The organism is Flavobacterium sp. SLB02, from assembly GCF_009664855.1.
GTDB lineage: Bacteria > Bacteroidota > Bacteroidia > Flavobacteriales > Flavobacteriaceae > Flavobacterium.
Genome location: NZ_CP045928.1, coordinates 1460041 through 1481429, shown reverse-complemented (window position 1 = coordinate 1481429; position 21389 = coordinate 1460041). Strand labels below are relative to the sequence as shown.

Below are 21389 nucleotides of genomic sequence, written 5' to 3'. Positions count from 1 at the left end.
TTTATCTGACATTAACCTAAAAAACCAAAATGAATGTTCACAAACCAAAATTTCAAATCGCTTAAATGGTGTTTGCTGGTAGCTTTTTTACTGGTGAATGTTATTGTAAATGCACAGGAGAGAAAAGTCACCGGAAAAGTTACTTCCAGCGAAGATTTACTTGGGCTTCCTGGTGCAAATGTTTATATCAAAGGATCTTCTGTTGGAGGATCTGCGGATATGGATGGGAACTACAGTGTTATCGTTTCAGAGAAAAACGCTGTTTTAGTTTTTAATTATGTAGGATATCAAACCGTTGAAGTTCCTTTGGGAAATAAATCTGTAGTTAATATCAGCCTTAAACCAGATACTAAAAATCTTGACGAAGTAATTGTGGTAGGTTACGGAACCCGTAAAAAGAGCGACATTACCGGTTCAGTTTCTTCGGTAACGGCAAAAGAACTTACTGCGTACCCTACTCTTAATGCAGAACAGGCTTTGCAAGGTCGTGCAGCGGGGGTTTCGGTACAATCTAATAATGGCGGTGAACCAGGTGCTCCGGTAAAAATCAGGGTTCGTGGAGGAACATCAATCAATGCAAGTGGAGACGCTCTTATCGTTGTCGATGGTTTTGCAGGAGTTTCTATGCCGGCACCTCAGGATATTGCTTCTATTGAGGTTCTTAAAGATGCATCGGCTACAGCCATATACGGATCAAGAGGTTCAAACGGGGTTATTATGGTTACAACCAAAAAAGGTAAACCAGGAAAACCGGTAATCGAATTCAGTAATTCAACATCGGTACAATCTGTCAACAACAAATTAGATTTATTAGATGGGCCACAGTTTGTAGCTTATAGAAAAAGTTTTACCACACATACAGATGGCGGAGCAAATACAGACTGGCAGGATGTAATTTATCGCGAAGGACTGATCTCGAATACCTCATTATCGTTCTCTGGAGGTTCTGATAAAATCAGGTATTATGTTTCAGGAAACTATTTCAATCAAAACGGAGTGGTCATTAATTCGGAAATCGATAAATACACCATTGTAAGTAACCTTGAAGCTGATTTAACAGACAAGTTTAAAGTTGGTTTGAATATGTTTCAGAGCAAACAAAACAAACAAGGAATTATCTCCCAGACGGGCGCCGGAGGAACAGGTGCAGCAGGTGTAATTGCAGCGGCTTACAGATTTATGCCTGATAAAGGAGTTTATAATGCCGACGGAACCTATACTACAACGGCTCCAATTGGCGACGATATCGATAATCCGTATGCAACAGCGATGGAAAATATTTTGGAGACCCTTACTACCGTAAACAGAAGCAACTTTTTTGCCTCTTACCAAATTACCAAAGATTTAAACTTTAAAACGACTTTAGGTCTAACCGATAATAATTCTCAAACCGGAAGATATATTCCCTCGACTTTGATTGCAGGAAAAAATGTAAAGGGAGAAGCTTCGATAAACAATACTAAATTTTCCTCTTTCCTTACAGAGAATTACTTAACGTTTAAGCGCGAGATTATCGACAAAGGAATTCTGACGGTTCTTGGAGGATATTCGTATCAAAAAAACAAAAACGACCGCGCTTATGCCGCATCAAGAGGATTTTTGACCAATTCTAATTCTTACCATAATTTAGGTGCCGGAACAGTGTATTTAAAACCGGAATCGAGTTTGTCTGAAACAGAATTAATATCGGCTTTTGGAAGGTTGAATTTTGATTATGACGATAAATATTTATTTACCTTTACAGCGCGTCGTGACGGTTCTTCAAGCTTTAGTGAAAACTACAAATACGGAACTTTTCCTTCTGGAGCAGTTGGATGGAACATCAGCAAAGAAAACTTCTTAAAAGACAACAAAACCATTTCTAATCTTAAATTAAGAGCCAGTTATGGTGCAACGGGAAATCCTTCTATCGATGCCTACTCTACGCTGTCTAAATTTTCTGAAGTGTATGATGTAAGTGGTGATGTAATTGTAAATGCGGTTCAGCTCACTGCAATCAATAACCCTAATTTAAAATGGGAAACATCTTATCAACAGGATTACGGAATTGATTTAGGTTTATTTGACAACAGAGTCAGCATAACAGCCGATTATTATAAAACGATTACCAAAGATTTATTGTTCAACAGACCTTTACCAGGAATCTCAGGAATTGCTTCCCAGCTTCAAAATGTGGGAGAATTAGAAAACAAAGGTTGGGAATTGGGCATTAATACTAAAAACTTTATTGGAGCAGATTTTACCTGGTCAACCAATTTTAACATTTCTTCGAACAAGAATAAAATCCTGAAACTGGCTGACAACAAAGATCTTTTGATCAACTCTGCACCTGGGCATTTCCTTGCAACAGAGTCTCAAATCTTAAGAGTTGGTCAACCGGTTGGTTCCTTCTTTGGGTTTGTGTATGATGGTGTAATTCAGCAGGGAGAAGCGGTTCTTCCCGGAAATTTTGAAACCATAGCCGGAGGAGAAAAATTCAAAGATGTAAATGGTGACGGAAAACTGGATTCTAATGATAAAACAATCATCGGAAACCCGAATCCAGATTTCATTTTCGGATTCAATAATGATTTCACTTATAAAAACATCGACGTAAATATCTTCTTTCAGGGTTCTGAGGGGAATCAGATTTTAAATTATACTTTGATGGAACTGGCTTCAGGAAATAACAATGCCACTACAGAAGTTCTGGATGCCTGGACTCCAACAAACACCGATACCAATGTGCCAATAAATGCGGCTAGAACTAAAAGAATTACTTCAAGATTTGTTTATGATGCAAGTTACATTCGTTTAAAAAACGTGTCTATAGGATATAGTTTAGACGATAAAGTAGTGTCAAAAATCGGCTTGAGTAAAGTTCGTTTCTACATCAGTGCACAAAACCTATGGACCATTACCAACTATCCGGGTTCTGATCCTGAGGTAAATTACTTAAATGATAACAATTCCAGAAGTAATACCAATTTAGGATTGGATTACGGAAGTTACCCTAATGTAAGAACCTTCACTTTTGGTTTCAATTTAAAATTCTAGTTTAAAAAACAACGTTATGAAAAAATATATAGCTTTTCTTTTCCTGGGAATATTCGCTTTTGGATGTTCAGATCTGGAAGAACATCCTGTAGGAACTATACGTCCTGAAAATTTCTTCAATAATACAGATGATCTGCAAGCTGCTGTAAACGGAGCTTTTGCCAACATTGCACACAATAATTATTGGGGAAGAGAATTTACAATAGCACTAATGTTGCGCGATGATATGGCCGATATTGGCGACAGAACCACTCAGGCGGCACGTATCGATGTAAATGATATGAATATGAATGATACTAACGCGCTTGTAGCCAACTTTTGGCCACAATCCTATATCATCATTGGCGCAGCAAATCAGGCCATAGCAGGTGCTAAAAAAACTCCGGGAGATCCAGCAAAAGTAAACGCAATTGTAGCGCAGGCTTATTTTGCAAGAGCTTTTACTTACTATCATTTGGTTCGCATTTTTGGAGATGTTCCTTATATTGATTTTCCTGTAAACGAAGTTTCTCAGGTGGATAAATTAAGCCGAACAAAAGAGTCTGAAATTTATCCCAAAATCATCGCCGATTTAGAATTTGCCAAACAATGGCTTGAGGACAAACCAAAAGTAAAAGCCGTTCCCGGAAAAGGTACAGCTGCGGGTTATTTAGCATCCGTTTATCTGACTTTGGGAAATTACCAAAAAGCGTATGATGAATCGAAATATGTAATTGCAAACGAAGCAAAATTTGGTTTAGGTTTAGATGCTGATTTTCAGGATTTATTTAATGCTACAAAAGCAGCGGCTCTAAAAGAACCTTTGTTTACAATCGACTTTAACAATTTAGTCTCAGGAAATTACGGCCAGGATTATACGGCATTTTTTACAGGATCCTTAAAAGATGACAGCTATAGTTACGGGCAAGGATTCTCAGTAGCAGTTCCTTCACTAAAAGTATTTAATACCTGGGATCAGAGAGATTACAGAAGAGCGGTAAGTTTTGATACGATTATCAGAAAGAAAACCGGTCCGGGCGGAGCCTTACAAATTTATCCTTCGAGCGATAACGAAAAAGCGCCACGTCCGCATATTGCAAAATATTACCGTTTTCCAGGAAAAGCTGGTGCTAACGGAAGAACATCCCAACACAACTATATCACTATGCGTTTTGCCGAAGTATTGCTAACTGCTGCCGAAGCCTTAAACGAAATTACCCCTGGGACTACAGAAGCTGATGGTTATATAAACCGAGTGCGTGCCAGAGCCCGAAACAAGGCCGGAAAACTGGTTTCTTTTCCCGCTAATGTAACACCGGGATTATCTCAGGCCGATTTTAGAAAAATGGTCATTGAGGAAAGAAGACTGGAATTCGCTTTTGAATACATCAGATGGTATGACATCAAAAGACTCAAAAACGGTCCTGAAGTTTTTGGTCCGAATGGTTTAGAGCCACACGCCAATTTTAATCCGGCAAAAGATTATTTATTCCCGTTACCGGGAACTGAGTTGGCGATCAATCCTAATTTAAAACCAAATAATCCCGGGTATTAAAAAGTCTGTTACAGATTAAAGGATTAAAAATGATTGTTTTACGCAGATTCTGCAGATTTTGGCAGATTTAATTTAAAATAAGAATCTGCCGCATCTGCTTAATTTTTTTTTAAAATCTGCGTCAAATAAAAAATTATTACACATTCCTATGTGCATCTTAAATAAGTAAAATACCTTTTTAAACTGCTAAAAACTATGTTTCTATGTGTTTAAAATTATGCCCAACGAAATTTAGATTCCGTTAAAAACAATAATAAGTATGAATAAAGTTAGTAATTTTGCTTTAATCCTGGGGTTTGCATTGCTGGTAACAGCGTGCAAATCAAGGATTAATTCCCCAACAAAAAATACCTCTGCAGCAGCAGATAATCTTCTGGAAACGCGATACAAAATGTTACTCGCTTATCGGGTTGATTCTATGTCGATGCCAAGAAGTATGAACATCAAAACAAATGAGATCAAAAAAGTTCCATCAAGAGACTGGACAAGCGGATTCTTTGCCGGAAATCTTTGGCAGTTGTACCGCTTAACAGGCAACTCTGAATATAAAAAACAAGCCGAAAAATGGACGCCTTTCAGCAAAAAAGAAAGCGTAAACAGAAATTCTCATGATGTAGGTTTCAAAGTATATTGCGCCTATGGAGAAGCATTAAAAGTAGAAAACAAACAAGAATACAAAGACGTCATCATCAAAGGAGCTGAAACTCTATGTACTCGTTTTGATGCAAAAGTTGGCGCAATCCGTTCTTGGGATTTCAATAAGGAAATTTGGGATTATCCTGTAATTATCGATAACATGATGAATCTCGAATTGCTTTTTGAAGCCACAAAACTATCCGGTAATAAAAAGTATCAGGATATTGCGATTCAGCACGCCAATACAACGCTCAAAAATCAATTTAGAAACGATAATAGCTGCTACCATGTTATTGATTACAATCCAACAACAGGAGCTCTTAGAAAGAAAACTACCCTTCAGGGATATAATGACCATTCGGTTTGGGCACGCGGGCAAGGCTGGGCGGTTTACGGATTTACCATGTCGTACCGATACACCAAAGATCCTGCATACCTAAAACAAGCTGAAGCTACCGCAAAGTTTTTTATGACAGATAAAAACCTACCGGAAGACGGAATTCCGTATTGGGATTTTCGAGATCCTGCTATTCCAAATTCGGCGCGTGATGTTTCTGCTGCAACCGTTATGGCTTCTGCTTTATATGAATTATACGGCTACACTAAAAACAACAGTTATTTGGCTTTCGCCGATAAAATAATCGCAACTCTACATTCGGATAAATACATTTTAGATCCAAAGATAAATGCGCCTTTTATATTTGATCACAGCACCGGAAACTGGCCAAAACACGACGAAATCGACGAACCAATAATCTATGCCGACTATTATTTTCTCGAAGCATTACTAAGAAGAAAGTAGCAAAGGTACAGAGTTGCAAAGGGACAAAGGTTTTTAGCCTATGAGCCTCTGTCTCTTTGAACCTTTGAACCTCAAAAAAAGCTTTATAATTTATGAACAACCCATCAAACCACTACAATACATTTTATACTTTTGCACTTTTTGTTTTTTTTCAAATTTGTCTGAGCAGCAGTTTTGCTCAGACAAAAATGAATATCAATGAGAATTGGCAATATCTGGAAAATCATACGCCAAGTCTTAGCGAAGCACAAAAAGCGACCAACTGGACTACTTTAAATTTACCCCATACCTGGAATGCCGAAGATGCGACTGATCTTAATCCGGGTTACAGGCGCGATGCAAGCTGGTATCAAAAAAAGCTAAACATTCCGCAAATAGATCAAAATAAGCGTTATTATCTCTATTTTGAAGGATCGAATGTAACCACAAAAGTATATGTAAACGGTAAAGAAGCCGGCGGACATATTGGCGGCTACATTGGCTTTACCATTGATATTAACAATTTTATCAAAGAAGGAAACAACGACATTTTTGTTAGGGTGGATAACAGTTATGATATTGAAGTTATCCCGTCTCAAAAAAGTGATTTCTTTATTTATGGCGGAATAACCCGCGATGTCTGGTTATTGTCTAAATACAAAAATCATATTGAGAATCTAAAAATTACAACACCAGAAGTTTCGACAAAAAAAGCGTCTTTAAACATTGTGGCTTCTACTGTAAATCCTGGAAATGCAAAAGATTTATCGTTGACGGTAATTCTTAAAAATCCAAAAGGGAAAAAGATTGCCAGTAAAACAATTCCGGTTTCGGATAAAACAACAACCATTAAATTTGAGAATCTAAAGAATCCTGAATTATGGGATACAGAGAAACCCAATTTATATAAAGTCACTGCTTTTTTATCAGAGAAAAATCAAGTTAGAGACAGCATAAACCAGAAAGTAGGTTTTAGATGGTTCGAATTTAAAGATCATGGTCCGTTTTACCTTAACGGAAAACGATTACTGATTCGTGGTACGCATCGTCATGAAGAGCAAGCTGGAGTCGGTGCTGCAATGAGCAACGAGCAACATCGCGCTGATATGGAATCGATTAAAAAAATGGGAGCTAATTTTGTTCGTTTGGCACATTATCCGCAAGATCCTGAAGTTTATGAGGCCTGCGATGAACTGGGTTTATTGGTTTGGGATGAATTGCCTTGGTGTCGCGGCGGAATTGGCGGTGAACTTTGGCAAACGAATACCAAAAATATGCTGGCCGAAATCATCAATCAAAATTACAATCACCCAAGTATTATTATCTGGTCTTTGGGTAACGAAATGAATTGGCTGCCTGATTTTCCTGACGGAGATAATACCGAAAAAACAAATGTATTCCTGACAGAACTCAACGACATCGCTCATAAAATGGATCCAACGCGAAAAACGGCCATTAGAAAATATTATGAAGGTTCGCAAATTGTAGATGTCTTCTCCCCTTCGATCTGGTCAGGATGGTATTCGGGAAGTTATAAAAACTACCAAAAAGCAATTGACCTTTACAAAAAAGAATACAAGCATTTTATTCACGCCGAATATGGTGGGGACAGTCACGTTGGTCGTCATAGCGAAAACCCAATTACAGGCGAAAACATTATAAAATCTGAAGGCTGGGAAGAAGCTATTGTACAAACCAAAGTGGCCAATATTGCACAAATTGGCGATTGGAGTGAGAACTATATCGTTGATTTATTCGACTGGCACTTGCATATATCCGAGAATGACCCAACGTTCGTGGGTAACGTTCAATGGGCATTTAAGGATTTTGCAACGCCGTTAAGACCAGAAGATGATATTCCATACATGAATCAAAAAGGATTGGTAGACCGTAACGGAAATCCAAAAGATGCTTATTATGTTTTTAAAAGTTACTGGAGCAATGAACCTTTTACCTACATCGAATCGCATACCTGGACAGAACGCCAAGGTCCTGAAAATACGCCAAGAACGTTGAGTGTTTTTAGTAACTGCGACAAGGTTACTTTATTTCATCAGGGAAAATCATTGGGACAAAAACAAAGAAACCTTTCGCTTTATCCCGCAAATGGCTTAACTTGGGATGTGAATTTTGTAAAAGGCGAAAATATCCTGATTGCTATTGGAGAAACAAAAGACGCAAAAAAAGTTTCGGACACGATCAAAGTAAATTATCGTTTCAATAAAAATGACACGGCAACTTCTTTACAATTATCATCACAAAAATTAAAAAATGGCAATTATCTGGTAACGGCAATTGCAATTGATAATAACAATTTACGTTGTTTAGATTATGAGGAAAGCGTTTATTTTCAGTGTCTGAAAGGTGGAAAAACCATGAGAAATCAGGGAACTCCAACCGGAAGCGAATCGATAAAAATGGCTAACGGAAAAGCTTCTATCGAAGTGGTTCCTGATGGATCAGGTATTCCGATTGAAATGACGGCTTTGAATCAGAGTTTTAAAGGGGAATATTTGAAGATTGCGAATTAATAATTGGTTTAATGGTTTAGTCGCAAAGTTGCAGAGGCGCAAAATAATAAAGATCAACAACTATGAAAAATACAATCTTCTACGCAATTGCTTTAGCACTCACCAGTCTTGCAACCAATGCACAAGTAACCTTAAATGCTGATGGTCCCGAGGGACTTGGCACCTGTGAATTAATTACAAAAGCATTAGCACCCGGAACAACAAACGGTGCCGTAGAAGCTCCAGATGTTATTCATCCCAGTTTTGGGCGTCATATTACGGAGGTTTATGATAATGATCTGAAGAAATACGTTTTCGAGTTTAATTTACACGTTTCCAATACGCCTTCGGACAATGAACCTGTAAAAGGTAAAACGGACAGGCAGCGTGTTGAAATAAAGTCATTCGAACCTTCTCCTGATAATTTAAAGGGAACAACTAGCGAAACGGTGCAATACAAATGGCGTTTTAAAATACCTACAGGTTTTAAACCTACTAAGGATTTTACCCATATTCACCAGATTAAAGCAGTCGATGGCGATGCGGGCAATCCTTTGTTTACTTTGACTTTAAGGAAAATGACAAATGGTTCGAACAAACTAGAACTTATTTATGTAAAGGACGAAGCCACAAAAATGATAAAATTTCAAACGGTAAATATGTCTCTGTTTGAAGGAATTTGGGTTGAAGCGACAGAAACTATTAAAGTTGCTTTAAAAGGAACTTATGCCATAACTATAAAAAAAGTAAGCGACGGAACTGTTTTAATGAATTACAGCAATCCTAATATTCAAACGATTCGAACTGATAATTCTTTCATTAGACCTAAATGGGGAATGTATCGCAGTTTGAAAGATATCGCTAATATGAAAGATGAAACAATGAGATTCTCTGATTTTTCCATACAAGAATTAACTATTTCTTCTGGAAAAGACAAGTAGTGACCAATAGTATAAAATGATCAAAATAAGTACAAGAATGAAAAAACTAATTACCTTATTACTACTAACAACTGCTTTTATCGGGCAGGCGCAAAATTTAATTTCAAATGTTCCTAATCGAAATACAACATCCTTAAACGGTGTTTGGAATTATATCATCGATCCTTATCAAACGGGATTTTACAGTTTTCACCTCGATCAATACGATAAACAGGCAAAACCATCAAATGGTGCTTTTTTTAATAATTACCATGCTGCAAACAAACAGGAATTGGTAGAATATGATTTTGATAAATCGGCAAAAATCAATATTCCGGGAGATTGGAATTCGCAGGTTCCGGAACTTAAATATTATGAAGGAAACGTGTGGTTCAAGAAATCTTTCGATTATGATTTAAAAGAGAAAAAACGTCTTTTTGTTTATTTTGGAGCGATTAATTATAAAGCCGATGTTTATTTGAACGGAAAAAAATTGGGCACTCATGAAGGCGGTTTTACGCCATTTAATTATGAGATAACTTCGATAATAAAACCAAAAGATAATTATTTGGTGGTAAAAGTCGATAATACACGCCATAAAGAAGATGTTCCTACGGTTAATACCGACTGGTGGAATTATGGCGGAATCACGCGCGATGTTACTTTAATCGAAGAGAATGAATCGTTTATTGAAGATTATAATATTCAGTTAAAAAAAGGAAATGCAGCTTTGATTTCTGGTTTTGTGAAAATCAACAATTTCAATGCGGCACAAAACCAAGTGGCGATTTCGATTCCGGAATTAAAAATCAATTATAAAGGAAAAGTGGGGGCTAACGGAATTGTAAATTTTGAAATTCCTGCTAAGAAAATCTCTTACTGGTCGCCTGAAAATCCAAAATTGTATGATGTCGTAATTGATTTTAACGGACAAAAACTGAAAGATAATATTGGTTTTAGAACCATTGAAACTCAGCAAGACAAAATTTTATTAAACGGAAAACAACTCTTTTTGCGCGGAATATCCATTCATGAAGAAAATGCAAAAGGCGGACGTGCCAATTCTGAACAAGATGCTTTACGTTTATTAAACTGGGCTCAGGAATTGGGTTGCAACTATATCCGTCTGGCACATTATCCGCATAACGAAAACATTATCAGACTTGCCGATAAACTTGGATTAATGGTTTGGGAAGAAATTCCCGTATACTGGACGGTGGAATTTACCAACGAAAAAACATATAAAAATGCCCAAGATCAATTGACAGCGGCCATTACCAGAGATAAAAACAGAGCCAGTATTATTATTTGGTCGATGGCCAATGAAACCCCTATTTCTGATGCCAGAAATACGTTTCTGAAAAATTTGGTGGTACATACAAAATCACTGGATAATACAAGATTAATCAGTGCTGCATTATTAACCCATAATGTAAAAGGTGTTGGAATGATCGATGATGAAATTGGTAAATCTCTTGATATTATTGCTTTCAACCAATATCTGGGCTGGTATGGCGGAAATTTAGAAAATGCTGAAAAGACCTTTTGGGACACGCCATACAACAAACCTGTAATTGTTTCTGAATTTGGTGGAGATGCCAAAGCTGGTTTTCACGGAGAAAAAAACGAACGCTGGACAGAGGAATATCAGGAATATTTATACATTCAGAATTTGAAGATGATCGAAAAAATACCTCATCTTAGCGGATTAAGCCCATGGATTCTGGTAGATTTCAGATCTCCAAAAAGATTGCTTCCGGGAATTCAGGACGGATATAATCGTAAAGGTTTAATTTCGAATGACGGTGAAAAGAAGAAAGCTTTTTATATCATGCAGAATTGGTACGCCAAAAAGAAAGATGAATAATAAAAATTAAGAACTATTATCAATTCATTAACAAAAAACAAACTGTAATGATATGATTTTTATTCATTATTAACTTACTTTGTAGTTATTCTAAAAATTGTAATCTATGAAAAAATTAAGTTTAATGGTAGTTACTTTGTTTGCTGCCTTTACAGTTCAAGCTCAGGAAGTAGTAAAATTTGCTCCGCTTGATGCAAGTCCGGTTGATATTTCTTATTTCCCAAACAAGGCAGTTAAATTCAAAAAAACTGATAATCCGAATCCTGTAGTAAAAGTTACTTACGCAAGACCTTCTGCAAAAGGACGTACAATTTTTGGTGATGTTGTAAAGTTTGGTGAAGTTTGGAGAGTTGGTGCAAACGAAAACACAGAAATCAAATTCTACAAACCAGTAACAATTGGTGGTAAAAAAATTGCAGCGGGTACTTATAGTTTATTTGCTATTCCTGAAAAAGACAAATGGACCATCATCATTAATAAAGAACTTGATTTATGGGGAGGTTATGCTTATGAAGAAAGTAAAGATGTTGTGAGAGTTTCGGTTCCTGTAAAACCAGTATCTGAAGTAATCGAAGCATTATCAATTGCTTTTACAAGTAAAGATTCCCTAGCAAATCTGGTAATTGGCTGGGATAAAACAACTGTTGAATTGCCTATTACGGTTAAATAATCCTTTACAATTGAAACAAAATATAAAGAGACACTAAATAAAAAATAGTGTCTCTTTTTTTGTTTAATATAATGGTTAAGTATATAATACAAATAAACCTAAAACAAACGTTATGAAAAATCAGTACATTTTAGGGATTTTATTTAGAGATAATTAGGCCGTTGCCACAGATGATTCTAATATTTTATCAAGTGTAATTGGCAAATCTCTAACACGTACTCCTGTTGCATTAAATACTGCATTGGCAATTGCCGGAGCCATTCCTACCAAAGCGGTTTCTCCAAGTCCTTTTGTTCCCATTGGGTTACTGATTGGATCTTTTTTATTGACAAAAAACACTTCCTGCTTTTCAATATCAGCGTTTACGGGAACATGATAATCGGCAAAATTATTGTTTATCGGACGGCCAAATCGGTGATCGATTTCCAGGGATTCCATCAATCCCATTCCGATTCCACCAACTGCTCCGCCATACATTTGCCCTGCCGAAGTTTTCTGGTTGATTACAGTTCCAATATCAGCGCAGGAAACCACATGTGCCAATCTGATTTTTCCAAGGTTGGGATTTATCAATACTTTTACAAAATGTACAGAGAAAGAGTAAATCGAATATTTTTTGGCTTCTTCTGAAGCTTTCGATTCATTCTCTACTACTAATTCTGCTAGTTTATTCGAGTTCAATACCGAAGCTAAAGAAACACTTTTTGAACTGTCTTTTTTTGAAGTTACTAAGCCATTAACAAAGGCCAGATCAGCAATTGGTATATTCTTTAATAGCTCTGATTTACTAGCCAGTTCAATAGCTTTGGTGATTAATAACTGACAAGAATCATTAACCGCTGATCCAACTGACGAAGTCGTTGCTGAACCTCCTTGGGTTGGTCCTTTTGCAAGACCGCTTTTTCCCATTTCGACCATAACATTTTCACTTGGCATTCCCATTACATCTGCACCAATTGCAGTCATCATAGTGGCTGTTCCGGGCCCCATATCGTTTACGCTGCATTGTAAAACTAAAGTACCATTGGTTAAAAATTTAGCTTTCACTGAAGTTGGACTTCTATAACAGCCAAAAGTTCCTGTTCCCATTCCGTAACCAACAAGCCATTCGCCTTCACGAACAGATCCGGGTTTGTTCTTACGGTTTTTCCAGCCAATGCGTTCCATACCGCCTTCGTAGCATTCCAGAAGATATTTGCTGCTCCAGGGTTTGTTTTGTTCAAGATCTTTTTCGGCATAATTGAGTTTACGAAATTCAATTGGGTCCATATCTAATTTGTGGGCCAATTCGTCCATAGCACTTTCTAACGCAAAAGAACCTGTTGCTTCTCCCGGACCACGCATCCAGATTGGTGTGCATGTGTCAAGAGGAACAATACGGTATCGGGTTGAAACATTGGCACAATTATAAATAAATCGGGACATGTTTACAGTGCCTTCCATAAAATCTTCATAACTCGAAGTCATTGCCACGGCTTCATGGGTTAATCCTGTTAGTTTGCCTTCTTTGGTTGCACCCAGACCCATTTTCTGAATCGTATAAGGTCGAAACCCTACATTGGTAAACATTTGTTCTCTATGCAATACTAGTTTTACAGGGCGGTTTATTTTTTTAGCGCCAATAAGGGCTGCAATTTCATAAGGCCAGGTGTGTAACCCCATCCCGAAAGCACCTCCCAGATATTCTGAATTTACAGATACATCTGCGGCAGGAATCCCAAATACATCTCCCACACTTCTGCGGGTTCCCTCTACACCCTGACTTTTGGTATAAAGTGTAGGTTTATTTCCGTCCCATTTGGCAATGATATTAGCCAGTTCCATTGGGTTATGGACTTCGGTTGGTATGGTATATTCTTCTTCTAAAATTACCTCTGCATTTTTATAGCCGTCCTCAACGCCACGGTGATAATCTTTTGCACGTTCCGGAGTTTTTCCTTTATCTTTTACTTTTTCAAGTTCTGTCGAGTGGTCTTCTTTTAGATAATCCGCTTTGACCAGACTGGCAGCATATTGCATACGCTCGAAGGTATCTGCAATTACCAAAGCAATGGGCTGATCATAATAACGAACAGAATCATCCTTGAAAATCTGAAGTGGCTGACCTAAATTATCACGTTTTTTGGGTTGTTCGTATCCAACTGGTTTATCGACATTAAGATGTGTAATAACAGCCAAAACTCCCGGAGCCCATTCGGCTTTTTTTGTATCGATGGTTTTAATTCTTCCTTTGGCAATCGTACTTCCTACCAGGCACGCATAAGCCACACCCGGAGTTTTATACTCGGCTGAATATGTGGCTGAACCTGTTACTTTAGCAAATCCGTCAACTCTGTTTATATTACTTGTCTTGCTCATAATTCAAATTATTTAGATGCCGCTATTGTTAATGCTTCAGTAATGGCGTTTGGTCCAAGTGTTAGTTTAAAATCATTATCACCGTAACTTCTTGCGCCATGCATAGCCAAATCAGCTGCTTGCCTGAATGTGGTTTGAGAAACTGTTTTTCCTTTCAAAAATTCTTCTGCTTCTGTAAGTCGCCATGGCTTATGTGCCACTCCTCCCATTGCAAGCCTTGCATCCTTAATTGTATTATTTTGAATATCTAAACCTACGGCAACAGATATTAATGCAAAAGCATAACTGGTTCTGTCGCGAACTTTTAGATAATGACTGTTCTTTGAAAAATTATTATCCGGAATTTCGATTGAAGTTATGATTTCTTTATTTTCAAGTGTATTGTCTTTTTCGGGCATATTGCCTGGAAGTCTATGAAAATCAGTGAACTTAATTTCTCTTTTCCCTTTAGGACCTTCAACAAAAACAGTAGCATCTAAGGCTGCAAGGGCCACACACATATCACTGGGATGCACTGCAATGCAACTATCCGAAGCACCAAAAATCGCATGCATTCTATTGGATCCGCCAATGGCGCCGCACCCACTTTTAGGAGTACGTTTATTGCAGGGCATATCGGTATTATAAAAATACGAACAACGCGTACGCTGTAACATATTTCCTCCTACACTGGCCATATGCCTGATTTGTTGCGATGCACCGGCAGCTAATGCCAAAGCCAGTAAAGGGTATTTTTCCTGTATTACTTTATCTTCGGCAACCTGACTGTTTTTGGCCATTGCGCCAATTGAAACTTTTCCTGTCAGGAATTGTATTTGTTTTAAATCGATTGCATTAATATCAATAAGCTTGTCAGGAGCAACAATATTTTTCTTCATCAAATCGACAAGATTGGTTCCTCCGGCAATAAACATGGCTGAGTTTTCTTTGGCAAGAGTAGTTACTGCTGATTTTGATGATAATGCTCTTATGATCTGAAAGTTTTTCATAATGGCTTCCCTCCTTCCTTAACTTCTGTAATGGCATCGACAATATTATGATAAGCTCCGCATCTGCAAATATTTCCGCTCATATATTCCCTTATTTCTTCTCTGCTGTTGGCATGACCTTCTTTGATACAGGCTATACCTGACATAATTTGTCCGGGAGTGCAATAGCCACATTGAAAACCATCCTTTTTAATGAAAGCTTCCTGCATGGGATGTAGTTTTTTTCCTTTTGAAAGTCCTTCGATAGTGGTTACCTGAGCATTTTGCTGCATGGATGCCAATGAAAGGCAAGAAAGTATTCTGGTGCCATTTACATGAACGGTACAAGCCCCGCACTGTCCATGATCGCAGCCTTTCTTGGTTCCGGTAAGTAACAATTGTTCTCGTAATAAATCAAGCAGCGTGGTTCTGGGCTCAACATTTATATTGTGCTTTACGCCATTTACTTCAAGTGATAAGGGAACGGTCTCTAAATATTCTGCGATTTTTTCATCCCATTTATTATCAGAAGCCATCACCAATGAAGGCGGAGTCAAAGCAAGCGCAGTAAATAAGCCTGATTTTTTTATAAAATCACGTCGGGAAGAACTGGATTCTTCTTCTACTGCTTTGTTAGTAATTGTTTTTTTGGCAGCCATGAATACTGTTTTTAAATTAGTAAAATCTAATGTTACTCCTAACAAATTTAAGAATCCTATGTGACAAAAAATCACAAAATTCACATAAACAACATTTTAAATACAATTTAGAATCATTAAAAAAATTAGATTTAAATTACTAAATTGTATTTTTACTTTATTAAGAATTTAAAAATGTCCCTACAGCAAACCATTTACCTCGATAATAACGCTACAACTCCACTTGATAAACGTGTACTTAATGCCATGCTTCCTTATTTTACTCATTCCTATGCGAATGCGAGCAGTGCTCATTTAGCAGGATTGAACATAAATGAAGCTGTCCAAGAGGCTGCATGGCAAGTTGCAAACCTAATTGGGGCAACTCCGGAAGAAATCATTTTTACGTCGGGCGCAACAGAATCAATCAACCTGGCTATAAAAGGGCTCGTAAATCAAAACAAGAAACATATTGTTACGGTTAGTACAGAACATAAAGCTGTTTTGGATACTTGTCAATTTATGGAAAGTATTGGTTTTGAGCTCACATATTTACCCGCGACTTTTGATGGTATTTTAGATCTTCAGCTTTTAAATGACTCTATTACTAATCAAACTTTAGTGGTTATTGTAATGATGGTCAATAATGAAATTGGTGTAATTCAGGATATTGATGCAATAGCAGAAATCGTTCACTCTAAAAATTCTCTTTTTATGTGCGATGCCACCCAGGCTGTTGGAAAAATGGCTGTTGATGTACAAAAATCAGGGATTGATCTTTTGTCTCTTTCGGCACATAAATTTTACGGACCAAAGGGTGTAGGCGCTTTATATCTTTCCGCGCAAGCGAAAATAAAATTAGCTCCCCAAATACACGGCGGAGGGCAACAACGAAAATTACGCAGCGGAACGCTAAATATTCCTGGAATTATTGGTTTGGGAAAAGTTTGTGAAATTGCCCAAGAGGAAATGAAAACAGATCAGGAAAGAATAAAAAATCTTAGGGATCAGCTAGAAAAATCTTTACTACAAATTGAAGGATCGTTTGTAAACGGAAACACCACCAACAGAATATATAATACGTCGAATATTTGCTTTCCGGGAGTGAATTCTGAAAGTCTGATTCTGGCTTTGCAAAATATTTCGGTTTCTAATGGTTCGTCCTGCTCTGCTGTTACTTCTGAACCTTCGCATGTGTTAAAGGCTTTGGGTTTATCTGATGAAAATGCTTTGAATTCGATTCGTTTTAGTTTAGGAAAATTTACCACTGAAGAAGAAATTTTGGTAGTGATTAAGAGGATTTGTGATTTGGTAGGACAGCTGAGATCTTAGTTTTTCTTCACTGTTAAGATGATTTTTTTAGTCGCTAAAGCGCTAAGATTCTGAAACGGAATTATATTTTGGAAATTTTGCTGAAAACTCAAATTGTTACTTTATCAGACTAAGATTAAACTATCCTTGTGTACCCTATCTCGATCCTTTATTGTTTTTTTTTACTCTGAATCTTTGTTCCTTTGCCTCTTTGAACCTTTAAACCTCCTTAAGAAATAAGCTCATTATAATCCTCTATGGTATCGATATCTATATTTCCTTTTTCAAAAGGAACTGCAATGGTATCTTCTAAGAATCTATTGATTATTTTTTTTGCGCCTTCCTGGCCTTTTAGTTGTAGTAATTCGTTGAAATATTTTTTAGCGAAAAGTACTGGGGTTCCTAAAGTTTCTGAGTATGTACAGGCTACAATTCCTTTTTGTGTTTTTTGATGTTCGCTTATCAGATTCTCAAACACTATACTTGTAAGATAGGGCTGATCACAAACTGCTAAAATTACTTTTTTGATATCAGGATTTAGGCCTAGCAATTCTTTTAAACCTTTTACAATAGAACACGACATACCCAATTCCCAATCAGAGTTAAAAATTGTTTTTATTTTGGTACCTATAATTTCTTTTTGGATCAATTCGTGATTCGATCCTGTCACGACTATAATTGTAGTATTTGGTATCTGAGAAGCTTGGGAAATTGTATTTTTTAAAAGAGAAGTATTTTTATACCAAAGCAATTGTTTGGGTTGTCCCAATCTTGAGGAGCTTCCGGCTGCTAAAACAACAATTCCTGTTAGCTCATTCATATCACACAAGTTCTATTGGTTGGAGTATGTATTTTTTCTGTTTTATATTTTAATGAAATACCTTGCTTACCGCTCATCACTGCTTTAATTTCTGCCAGGATCGATAAGGCTATTTCTTCTGATGTTTCTGCTCCCAAATCAAGTCCTATTGGGCCGTAAATGGTGTTTAGTTTTTCGTCAGTCAATTCTATGCCTTCGTTATTTAAATCATCGAGCATACGATTGAGTTTTGTTTTTGGACCCAAAATTCCAATATAATTACAATTGGTTTTTACCAGAAGTTTTAAAACTGCCAAATCATATCTATAATTGTGCGTGATCAGGACAAAATAAGTCTGTTGATCGATAATTATATTCTCTAATAATTGTTCGGGTTTTACAACTAAAATCTCTTTGGCTTGGGGAAATCTCTTTTTTGTAGCATGTGTGGCTCGGCCTTCGCCAATGGTAATTTCCCAACCTAATAACGAAGTCATTTTTACCAATGGCTGAACGTCATTTCCTGCTCCAACAATAATAAGAGAAACGGGAGGATTTATATAATCTGCCAAAAGCTCATTCTGCTGCTCATCGTGAAGTTTTTTTATCAATGTTGTTTTGGTATTCAATGCCTGTTTTACATCTTCCAGAATATCAGACATACTATCACTTCTGTAGATTGGGGCTTCATTTTCCCTGTAAAACAATATGGTTCCTTGCTGAGTCGCTTGTCTTTTTAATGAAAAAACGGTTGCTATGACAGCATCTTTTCTTTCCAGTTCTAATTGCTGCAAAAGCTTAATTGGATTATTCCCGACCTCATCATCAATATATTCAAAAAGGATATGCACAATTCCGTTGCAACCTAATTGCAAACCTACTTCGCTATCATCTTCATTACTTGTATTATAAGTAATTAATTTGTTTTGTTGCTGATGGATTGAAAGAAGCGCTTTTCGCAATGCATCGCCTTCTAAACAGCCTCCGCTAATGGCGCCTGTAAGCAAGCCATCCTCAGTAACGAGCATTCGTGCTCCGGGCTGACGGTAAGATGAACCCTCGACCTTTACCACAGTGGCAAGTGCTGTCTTTTTTCCGGTAGCTTTTGCCTGGGAATGTGCTTTTAGAATCTCGCTTATTTCCTTCATATTAATAAATCGTGCTTAACAAAAATAGCTAATTATTTTTTTGCCGAAGATCTAAATCTCTTAAAGTATTAATTCAAAAAAAATATTTTTAACCATGATATTTAAATCGATATGATTCCCATAACCATAGCTGTTTTTACCGCTTCGGTAGTATTGGCTACTTTCATTTTTTCGATAATATTTTGCCTGTGGCGCCGTACGGTATAAACCGAAATATTGAGTTGTGTTGCAATTTGTGTGCTGTTGCTTCCTTTTGCTACAAGTGTCAGGATTTCGAGTTCTCTTTTGGAGAGCAGGGTTTGCTGGTAATGTTTGTATTTTTCGATCGCAATAACCTCACCGGTTTCAATGTTTATTATTTTAGGGTCGATTCCTAAACGGGGTTGGGTATCTGCCGATGGCGCGTAAAGACACAGTGCCAGCCACACACTCCCATTACTAAAGCTTTTTAGATAAATGGTTCTGTGATTGATATAGGCACAATTCTCCAGTATATTTTGAGTACGAATACGGCTCGATGTACTGTATTTATGACTGTCCTGATAAGGCAGTGTTTTTAGATATTGAAAATAATTGAGTTCCAAAATATGACGCTCGATTAAATCGTCAGGATGAATTTTAGTAAAAATACATTCTTCGAAGGCAGAATCGATCACGGAGTTTTCTGCCGGTAAACCAAATACTTTGCCGAAATTACCGGCATAAATATAACTGCAATCAGCTTGAAAATCAGATAAAACGGCCACGCATTGATCCAGGCTTACATATCCTGCTACTAATTTTTTGAAGGTTTCTATATCATTGCATTCTTCTATCGAAAATGTTTGTTCTAATAAAGTGGCTGATAATTGACTCTCGACGGATACATTTGACATAAACAGGATTAAAAATGGTTAATTTTACGTATTGTGGCTTCTGGAAAGCAATGGTATTTTTGATAAACTAAAATATAATTTTTCTATTTAAAAAAAGCACTTTATGAAATCAAAATTTTATGTTTTCTGCGTTTTATCCGGTTTAACTTTATTATCGGCCTGCGGAAACAATAACCAAAAAGAAATATCAGAAGTAACTTCAAAAAACAGCCAAAAAACAGATTCTGCCTTTGTAAACGGCAGTTCTTGCGATATTAAACTTGCTAATATTCATTTTACAAAATCCATTAATGGGGCTGATACTTTGGCAAGAGCCGATACAAATGGTAAAGTAATTTTCCGCGCAGGTGAAAAGAAAGATTATTTTTCTGATCCAAATGGCGAATTATCCAACAATAGTGCTCCTATTTTGCTATCGAGAGTCGATAATACAAAACCTTTTACTTTAATTGCTAAAGTAACCCCTGAGTTTACAGAGAAAGGATTGTACAATGCAGGTGTTTTATATATTTATGTCAATGATAATTTCTACCAAAAATTTTGTTTCGAGCAAGACGAACGTGGCAATCATCGTGTGGTAACGGTACGTACCATTGGCACTTCGGACGATAATAATCATGATGTTGTCCAGAATCCAACGATTTATATGAAAATATCATCTGATACCCGCACGGTGGCTAGTTATTATTCTTTGGATAAGAAAAACTGGCAAATGGTTCGTTTGTACAAAAACAATTATCCTAAAACAATCTGGATGGGAATCAGTACACAATGTCCTGTCGATAAAGGAACACGAAGTATTTTTGAAGAAATTAGCCTGGATCAAAAAAGTGTGTCAGATTTTAGAATGGGGAATTAATTGAACCAAAACCTACTGTTTATTAACACCTTAAAAATCAATTATTTTTTGTATTTGTATGATTTATATGATCAAGTTTTGTATTTTTATCTGTAGCAAAATAAATAATATTTAACTTAAATAAAACTACATGGGAAAATTTGTAATTACTAAAAGAACCAATGGTGAATTCCAATTTAATTTAAAGGCAGGTAATGGCCAGACTATTTTAACCAGCGAAGGTTATACGACAAAGGCAGCTTGCTTAAACGGAATTGAATCTGTGAAAACCAATTCCAAGGATGATTCTAAATTTGATAAGCTGGAATCTAAAAGCGGAAAACCGTACTTCAATTTAAAAGCCAGCAACGGTCAAATCATTGGATCGAGCGAAATGTATGAAAGTACAAGCGCGAGAGATAACGGAATTGCATCTGTCAAAACAAATGCGTCCGAGGCAACTACAGATGATCAAACAGTATAATAATAGATTTTATAAT

16 protein-coding genes are annotated in these 21389 nt (G+C 36.8%); 10 read left to right on the top strand and 6 right to left on the bottom strand.

Annotated features, from left to right (window positions below):
* The first annotated feature begins 33 nt into the window (after positions 1 to 33).
* The 7 genes from GIY83_RS05940 (at position 34) to GIY83_RS05910 (ending at position 11954) form a co-directional block, all read left to right on the top strand.
* Positions 34 to 3036, top strand: coding sequence for a TonB-dependent receptor (locus GIY83_RS05940; protein WP_194616221.1), 3003 nt, complete (start codon positions 34 to 36; stop codon positions 3034 to 3036).
* A 16-nt stretch (positions 3037 to 3052) separates the two neighbouring features.
* Positions 3053 to 4570, top strand: coding sequence for a RagB/SusD family nutrient uptake outer membrane protein (locus tag GIY83_RS05935; RefSeq protein WP_194616222.1), 1518 nt, complete (start codon positions 3053 to 3055; stop codon positions 4568 to 4570).
* Between the two features lie 259 nt (positions 4571 to 4829).
* Positions 4830 to 6008: a glycoside hydrolase family 88 protein gene (locus tag GIY83_RS05930; RefSeq protein ID WP_194616223.1), complete on the top strand. Its 1179-nt coding sequence runs from the start codon at positions 4830 to 4832 to the stop codon at positions 6006 to 6008.
* A 92-nt stretch (positions 6009 to 6100) separates the two neighbouring features.
* Complete coding sequence (locus GIY83_RS05925; protein ID WP_208685652.1) at positions 6101 to 8518, top strand: glycoside hydrolase family 2 TIM barrel-domain containing protein; 2418 nt, start codon at positions 6101 to 6103, stop codon at positions 8516 to 8518.
* A gap of 62 nt (positions 8519 to 8580) precedes the next feature.
* A complete protein-coding gene (locus GIY83_RS05920) occupies positions 8581 to 9438 on the top strand; it encodes a hypothetical protein (protein WP_208685651.1) in 858 nt (285 codons plus the stop codon).
* A gap of 37 nt (positions 9439 to 9475) precedes the next feature.
* Positions 9476 to 11284 (top strand): glycoside hydrolase family 2 protein, encoded by a 1809-nt coding sequence (locus tag GIY83_RS05915; protein ID WP_208685649.1) that lies wholly within the window; start codon positions 9476 to 9478, stop codon positions 11282 to 11284.
* A gap of 106 nt (positions 11285 to 11390) precedes the next feature.
* Positions 11391 to 11954, top strand: coding sequence for a DUF2911 domain-containing protein (locus GIY83_RS05910; protein ID WP_194616227.1), 564 nt, complete (start codon positions 11391 to 11393; stop codon positions 11952 to 11954).
* 153 nt (positions 11955 to 12107) lie between these two features.
* On the opposite strand, the gene GIY83_RS05905 is transcribed toward GIY83_RS05910, so the two are convergent.
* From GIY83_RS05905 to GIY83_RS05895, 3 genes are read right to left on the bottom strand one after another with little or no spacing between them, the layout of a single operon-like run.
* Positions 12108 to 14312, bottom strand: coding sequence for a xanthine dehydrogenase family protein molybdopterin-binding subunit (locus tag GIY83_RS05905; protein WP_194616228.1), 2205 nt, complete (start codon positions 14310 to 14312; stop codon positions 12108 to 12110).
* Between the two features lie 8 nt (positions 14313 to 14320).
* Entirely contained in the window at positions 14321 to 15301 is a 981-nt protein-coding gene (locus GIY83_RS05900) for a xanthine dehydrogenase family protein subunit M (protein ID WP_194616229.1), read from the bottom strand.
* A complete protein-coding gene (locus GIY83_RS05895) occupies positions 15298 to 15939 on the bottom strand; it encodes a (2Fe-2S)-binding protein (RefSeq protein WP_208685647.1) in 642 nt (213 codons plus the stop codon). The genes GIY83_RS05900 and GIY83_RS05895 overlap by 4 nt, the downstream gene beginning before the upstream one ends.
* 174 nt (positions 15940 to 16113) lie before the next feature.
* On the opposite strand from GIY83_RS05895, the gene GIY83_RS05890 reads away from it, so the two are divergent.
* Positions 16114 to 17250, top strand: a complete 1137-nt coding sequence (locus GIY83_RS05890; protein WP_208685644.1) for a cysteine desulfurase family protein — start codon at positions 16114 to 16116, stop codon at positions 17248 to 17250.
* A gap of 208 nt (positions 17251 to 17458) precedes the next feature.
* Here the strand turns inward: GIY83_RS05890 and GIY83_RS05885 are convergent, their stop codons facing one another.
* The 3 genes from GIY83_RS05885 to GIY83_RS05875 all read right to left on the bottom strand — a co-directional run bounded on the left by GIY83_RS05885 (position 17459) and on the right by GIY83_RS05875 (position 20051).
* A complete protein-coding gene (locus tag GIY83_RS05885) occupies positions 17459 to 18049 on the bottom strand; it encodes an NTP transferase domain-containing protein (RefSeq protein WP_208685643.1) in 591 nt (196 codons plus the stop codon).
* Complete coding sequence (locus GIY83_RS05880; RefSeq protein WP_208685641.1) at positions 18046 to 19176, bottom strand: XdhC family protein; 1131 nt, start codon at positions 19174 to 19176, stop codon at positions 18046 to 18048. The genes GIY83_RS05885 and GIY83_RS05880 overlap by 4 nt, the downstream gene beginning before the upstream one ends.
* 101 nt (positions 19177 to 19277) lie before the next feature.
* Entirely contained in the window at positions 19278 to 20051 is a 774-nt protein-coding gene (locus GIY83_RS05875; protein ID WP_208685639.1) for a response regulator transcription factor, read from the bottom strand.
* Between the two features lie 103 nt (positions 20052 to 20154).
* Here GIY83_RS05875 and GIY83_RS05870 point away from each other — a divergent pair, with 103 nt between their 5' ends.
* Together GIY83_RS05870 and GIY83_RS05865 are read left to right on the top strand one after the other, a co-directional pair.
* On the top strand, positions 20155 to 20910 hold the full coding sequence (locus tag GIY83_RS05870; protein ID WP_208685637.1) for a DUF1349 domain-containing protein: 756 nt from the start codon (positions 20155 to 20157) through the stop codon (positions 20908 to 20910).
* Positions 20911 to 21040: 130 nt separating this feature from the next.
* Positions 21041 to 21373, top strand: coding sequence for a YegP family protein (locus tag GIY83_RS05865; protein WP_194616236.1), 333 nt, complete (start codon positions 21041 to 21043; stop codon positions 21371 to 21373).
* Positions 21374 to 21389 lie beyond the last annotated feature (16 nt).

Excerpts from the sequence above, each read along its gene's own strand:
- GIY83_RS05910 (WP_194616227.1), top strand. The coding sequence starts at position 11,391 with ATGAAAAAATTAAGTTTAATGGTAGTTACTTTGTTTGCTGCCTTTACA.
- GIY83_RS05905 (WP_194616228.1), bottom strand. The coding sequence starts at position 14,312 with ATGAGCAAGACAAGTAATATAAACAGAGTTGACGGATTTGCTAAAGTA.
- GIY83_RS05895 (WP_208685647.1), bottom strand. The coding sequence starts at position 15,939 with ATGGCTGCCAAAAAAACAATTACTAACAAAGCAGTAGAAGAAGAATCC.
- GIY83_RS05885 (WP_208685643.1), bottom strand. The coding sequence starts at position 18,049 with ATGAATGAGCTAACAGGAATTGTTGTTTTAGCAGCCGGAAGCTCCTCA.
- GIY83_RS05935 (WP_194616222.1), top strand. The coding sequence starts at position 3,053 with ATGAAAAAATATATAGCTTTTCTTTTCCTGGGAATATTCGCTTTTGGA.
- GIY83_RS05915 (WP_208685649.1), top strand. The coding sequence starts at position 9,476 with ATGAAAAAACTAATTACCTTATTACTACTAACAACTGCTTTTATCGGG.
- GIY83_RS05870 (WP_208685637.1), top strand. The coding sequence starts at position 20,155 with ATGAAATCAAAATTTTATGTTTTCTGCGTTTTATCCGGTTTAACTTTA.
- GIY83_RS05940 (WP_194616221.1), top strand. The coding sequence starts at position 34 with ATGTTCACAAACCAAAATTTCAAATCGCTTAAATGGTGTTTGCTGGTA.
- GIY83_RS05900 (WP_194616229.1), bottom strand. The coding sequence starts at position 15,301 with ATGAAAAACTTTCAGATCATAAGAGCATTATCATCAAAATCAGCAGTA.
- GIY83_RS05925 (WP_208685652.1), top strand. The coding sequence starts at position 6,101 with ATGAACAACCCATCAAACCACTACAATACATTTTATACTTTTGCACTT.
- GIY83_RS05920 (WP_208685651.1), top strand. The coding sequence starts at position 8,581 with ATGAAAAATACAATCTTCTACGCAATTGCTTTAGCACTCACCAGTCTT.
- GIY83_RS05880 (WP_208685641.1), bottom strand. The coding sequence starts at position 19,176 with ATGAAGGAAATAAGCGAGATTCTAAAAGCACATTCCCAGGCAAAAGCT.
- GIY83_RS05865 (WP_194616236.1), top strand. The coding sequence starts at position 21,041 with ATGGGAAAATTTGTAATTACTAAAAGAACCAATGGTGAATTCCAATTT.
- GIY83_RS05930 (WP_194616223.1), top strand. The coding sequence starts at position 4,830 with ATGAATAAAGTTAGTAATTTTGCTTTAATCCTGGGGTTTGCATTGCTG.
- GIY83_RS05890 (WP_208685644.1), top strand. The coding sequence starts at position 16,114 with ATGTCCCTACAGCAAACCATTTACCTCGATAATAACGCTACAACTCCA.
- GIY83_RS05875 (WP_208685639.1), bottom strand. The coding sequence starts at position 20,051 with ATGTCAAATGTATCCGTCGAGAGTCAATTATCAGCCACTTTATTAGAA.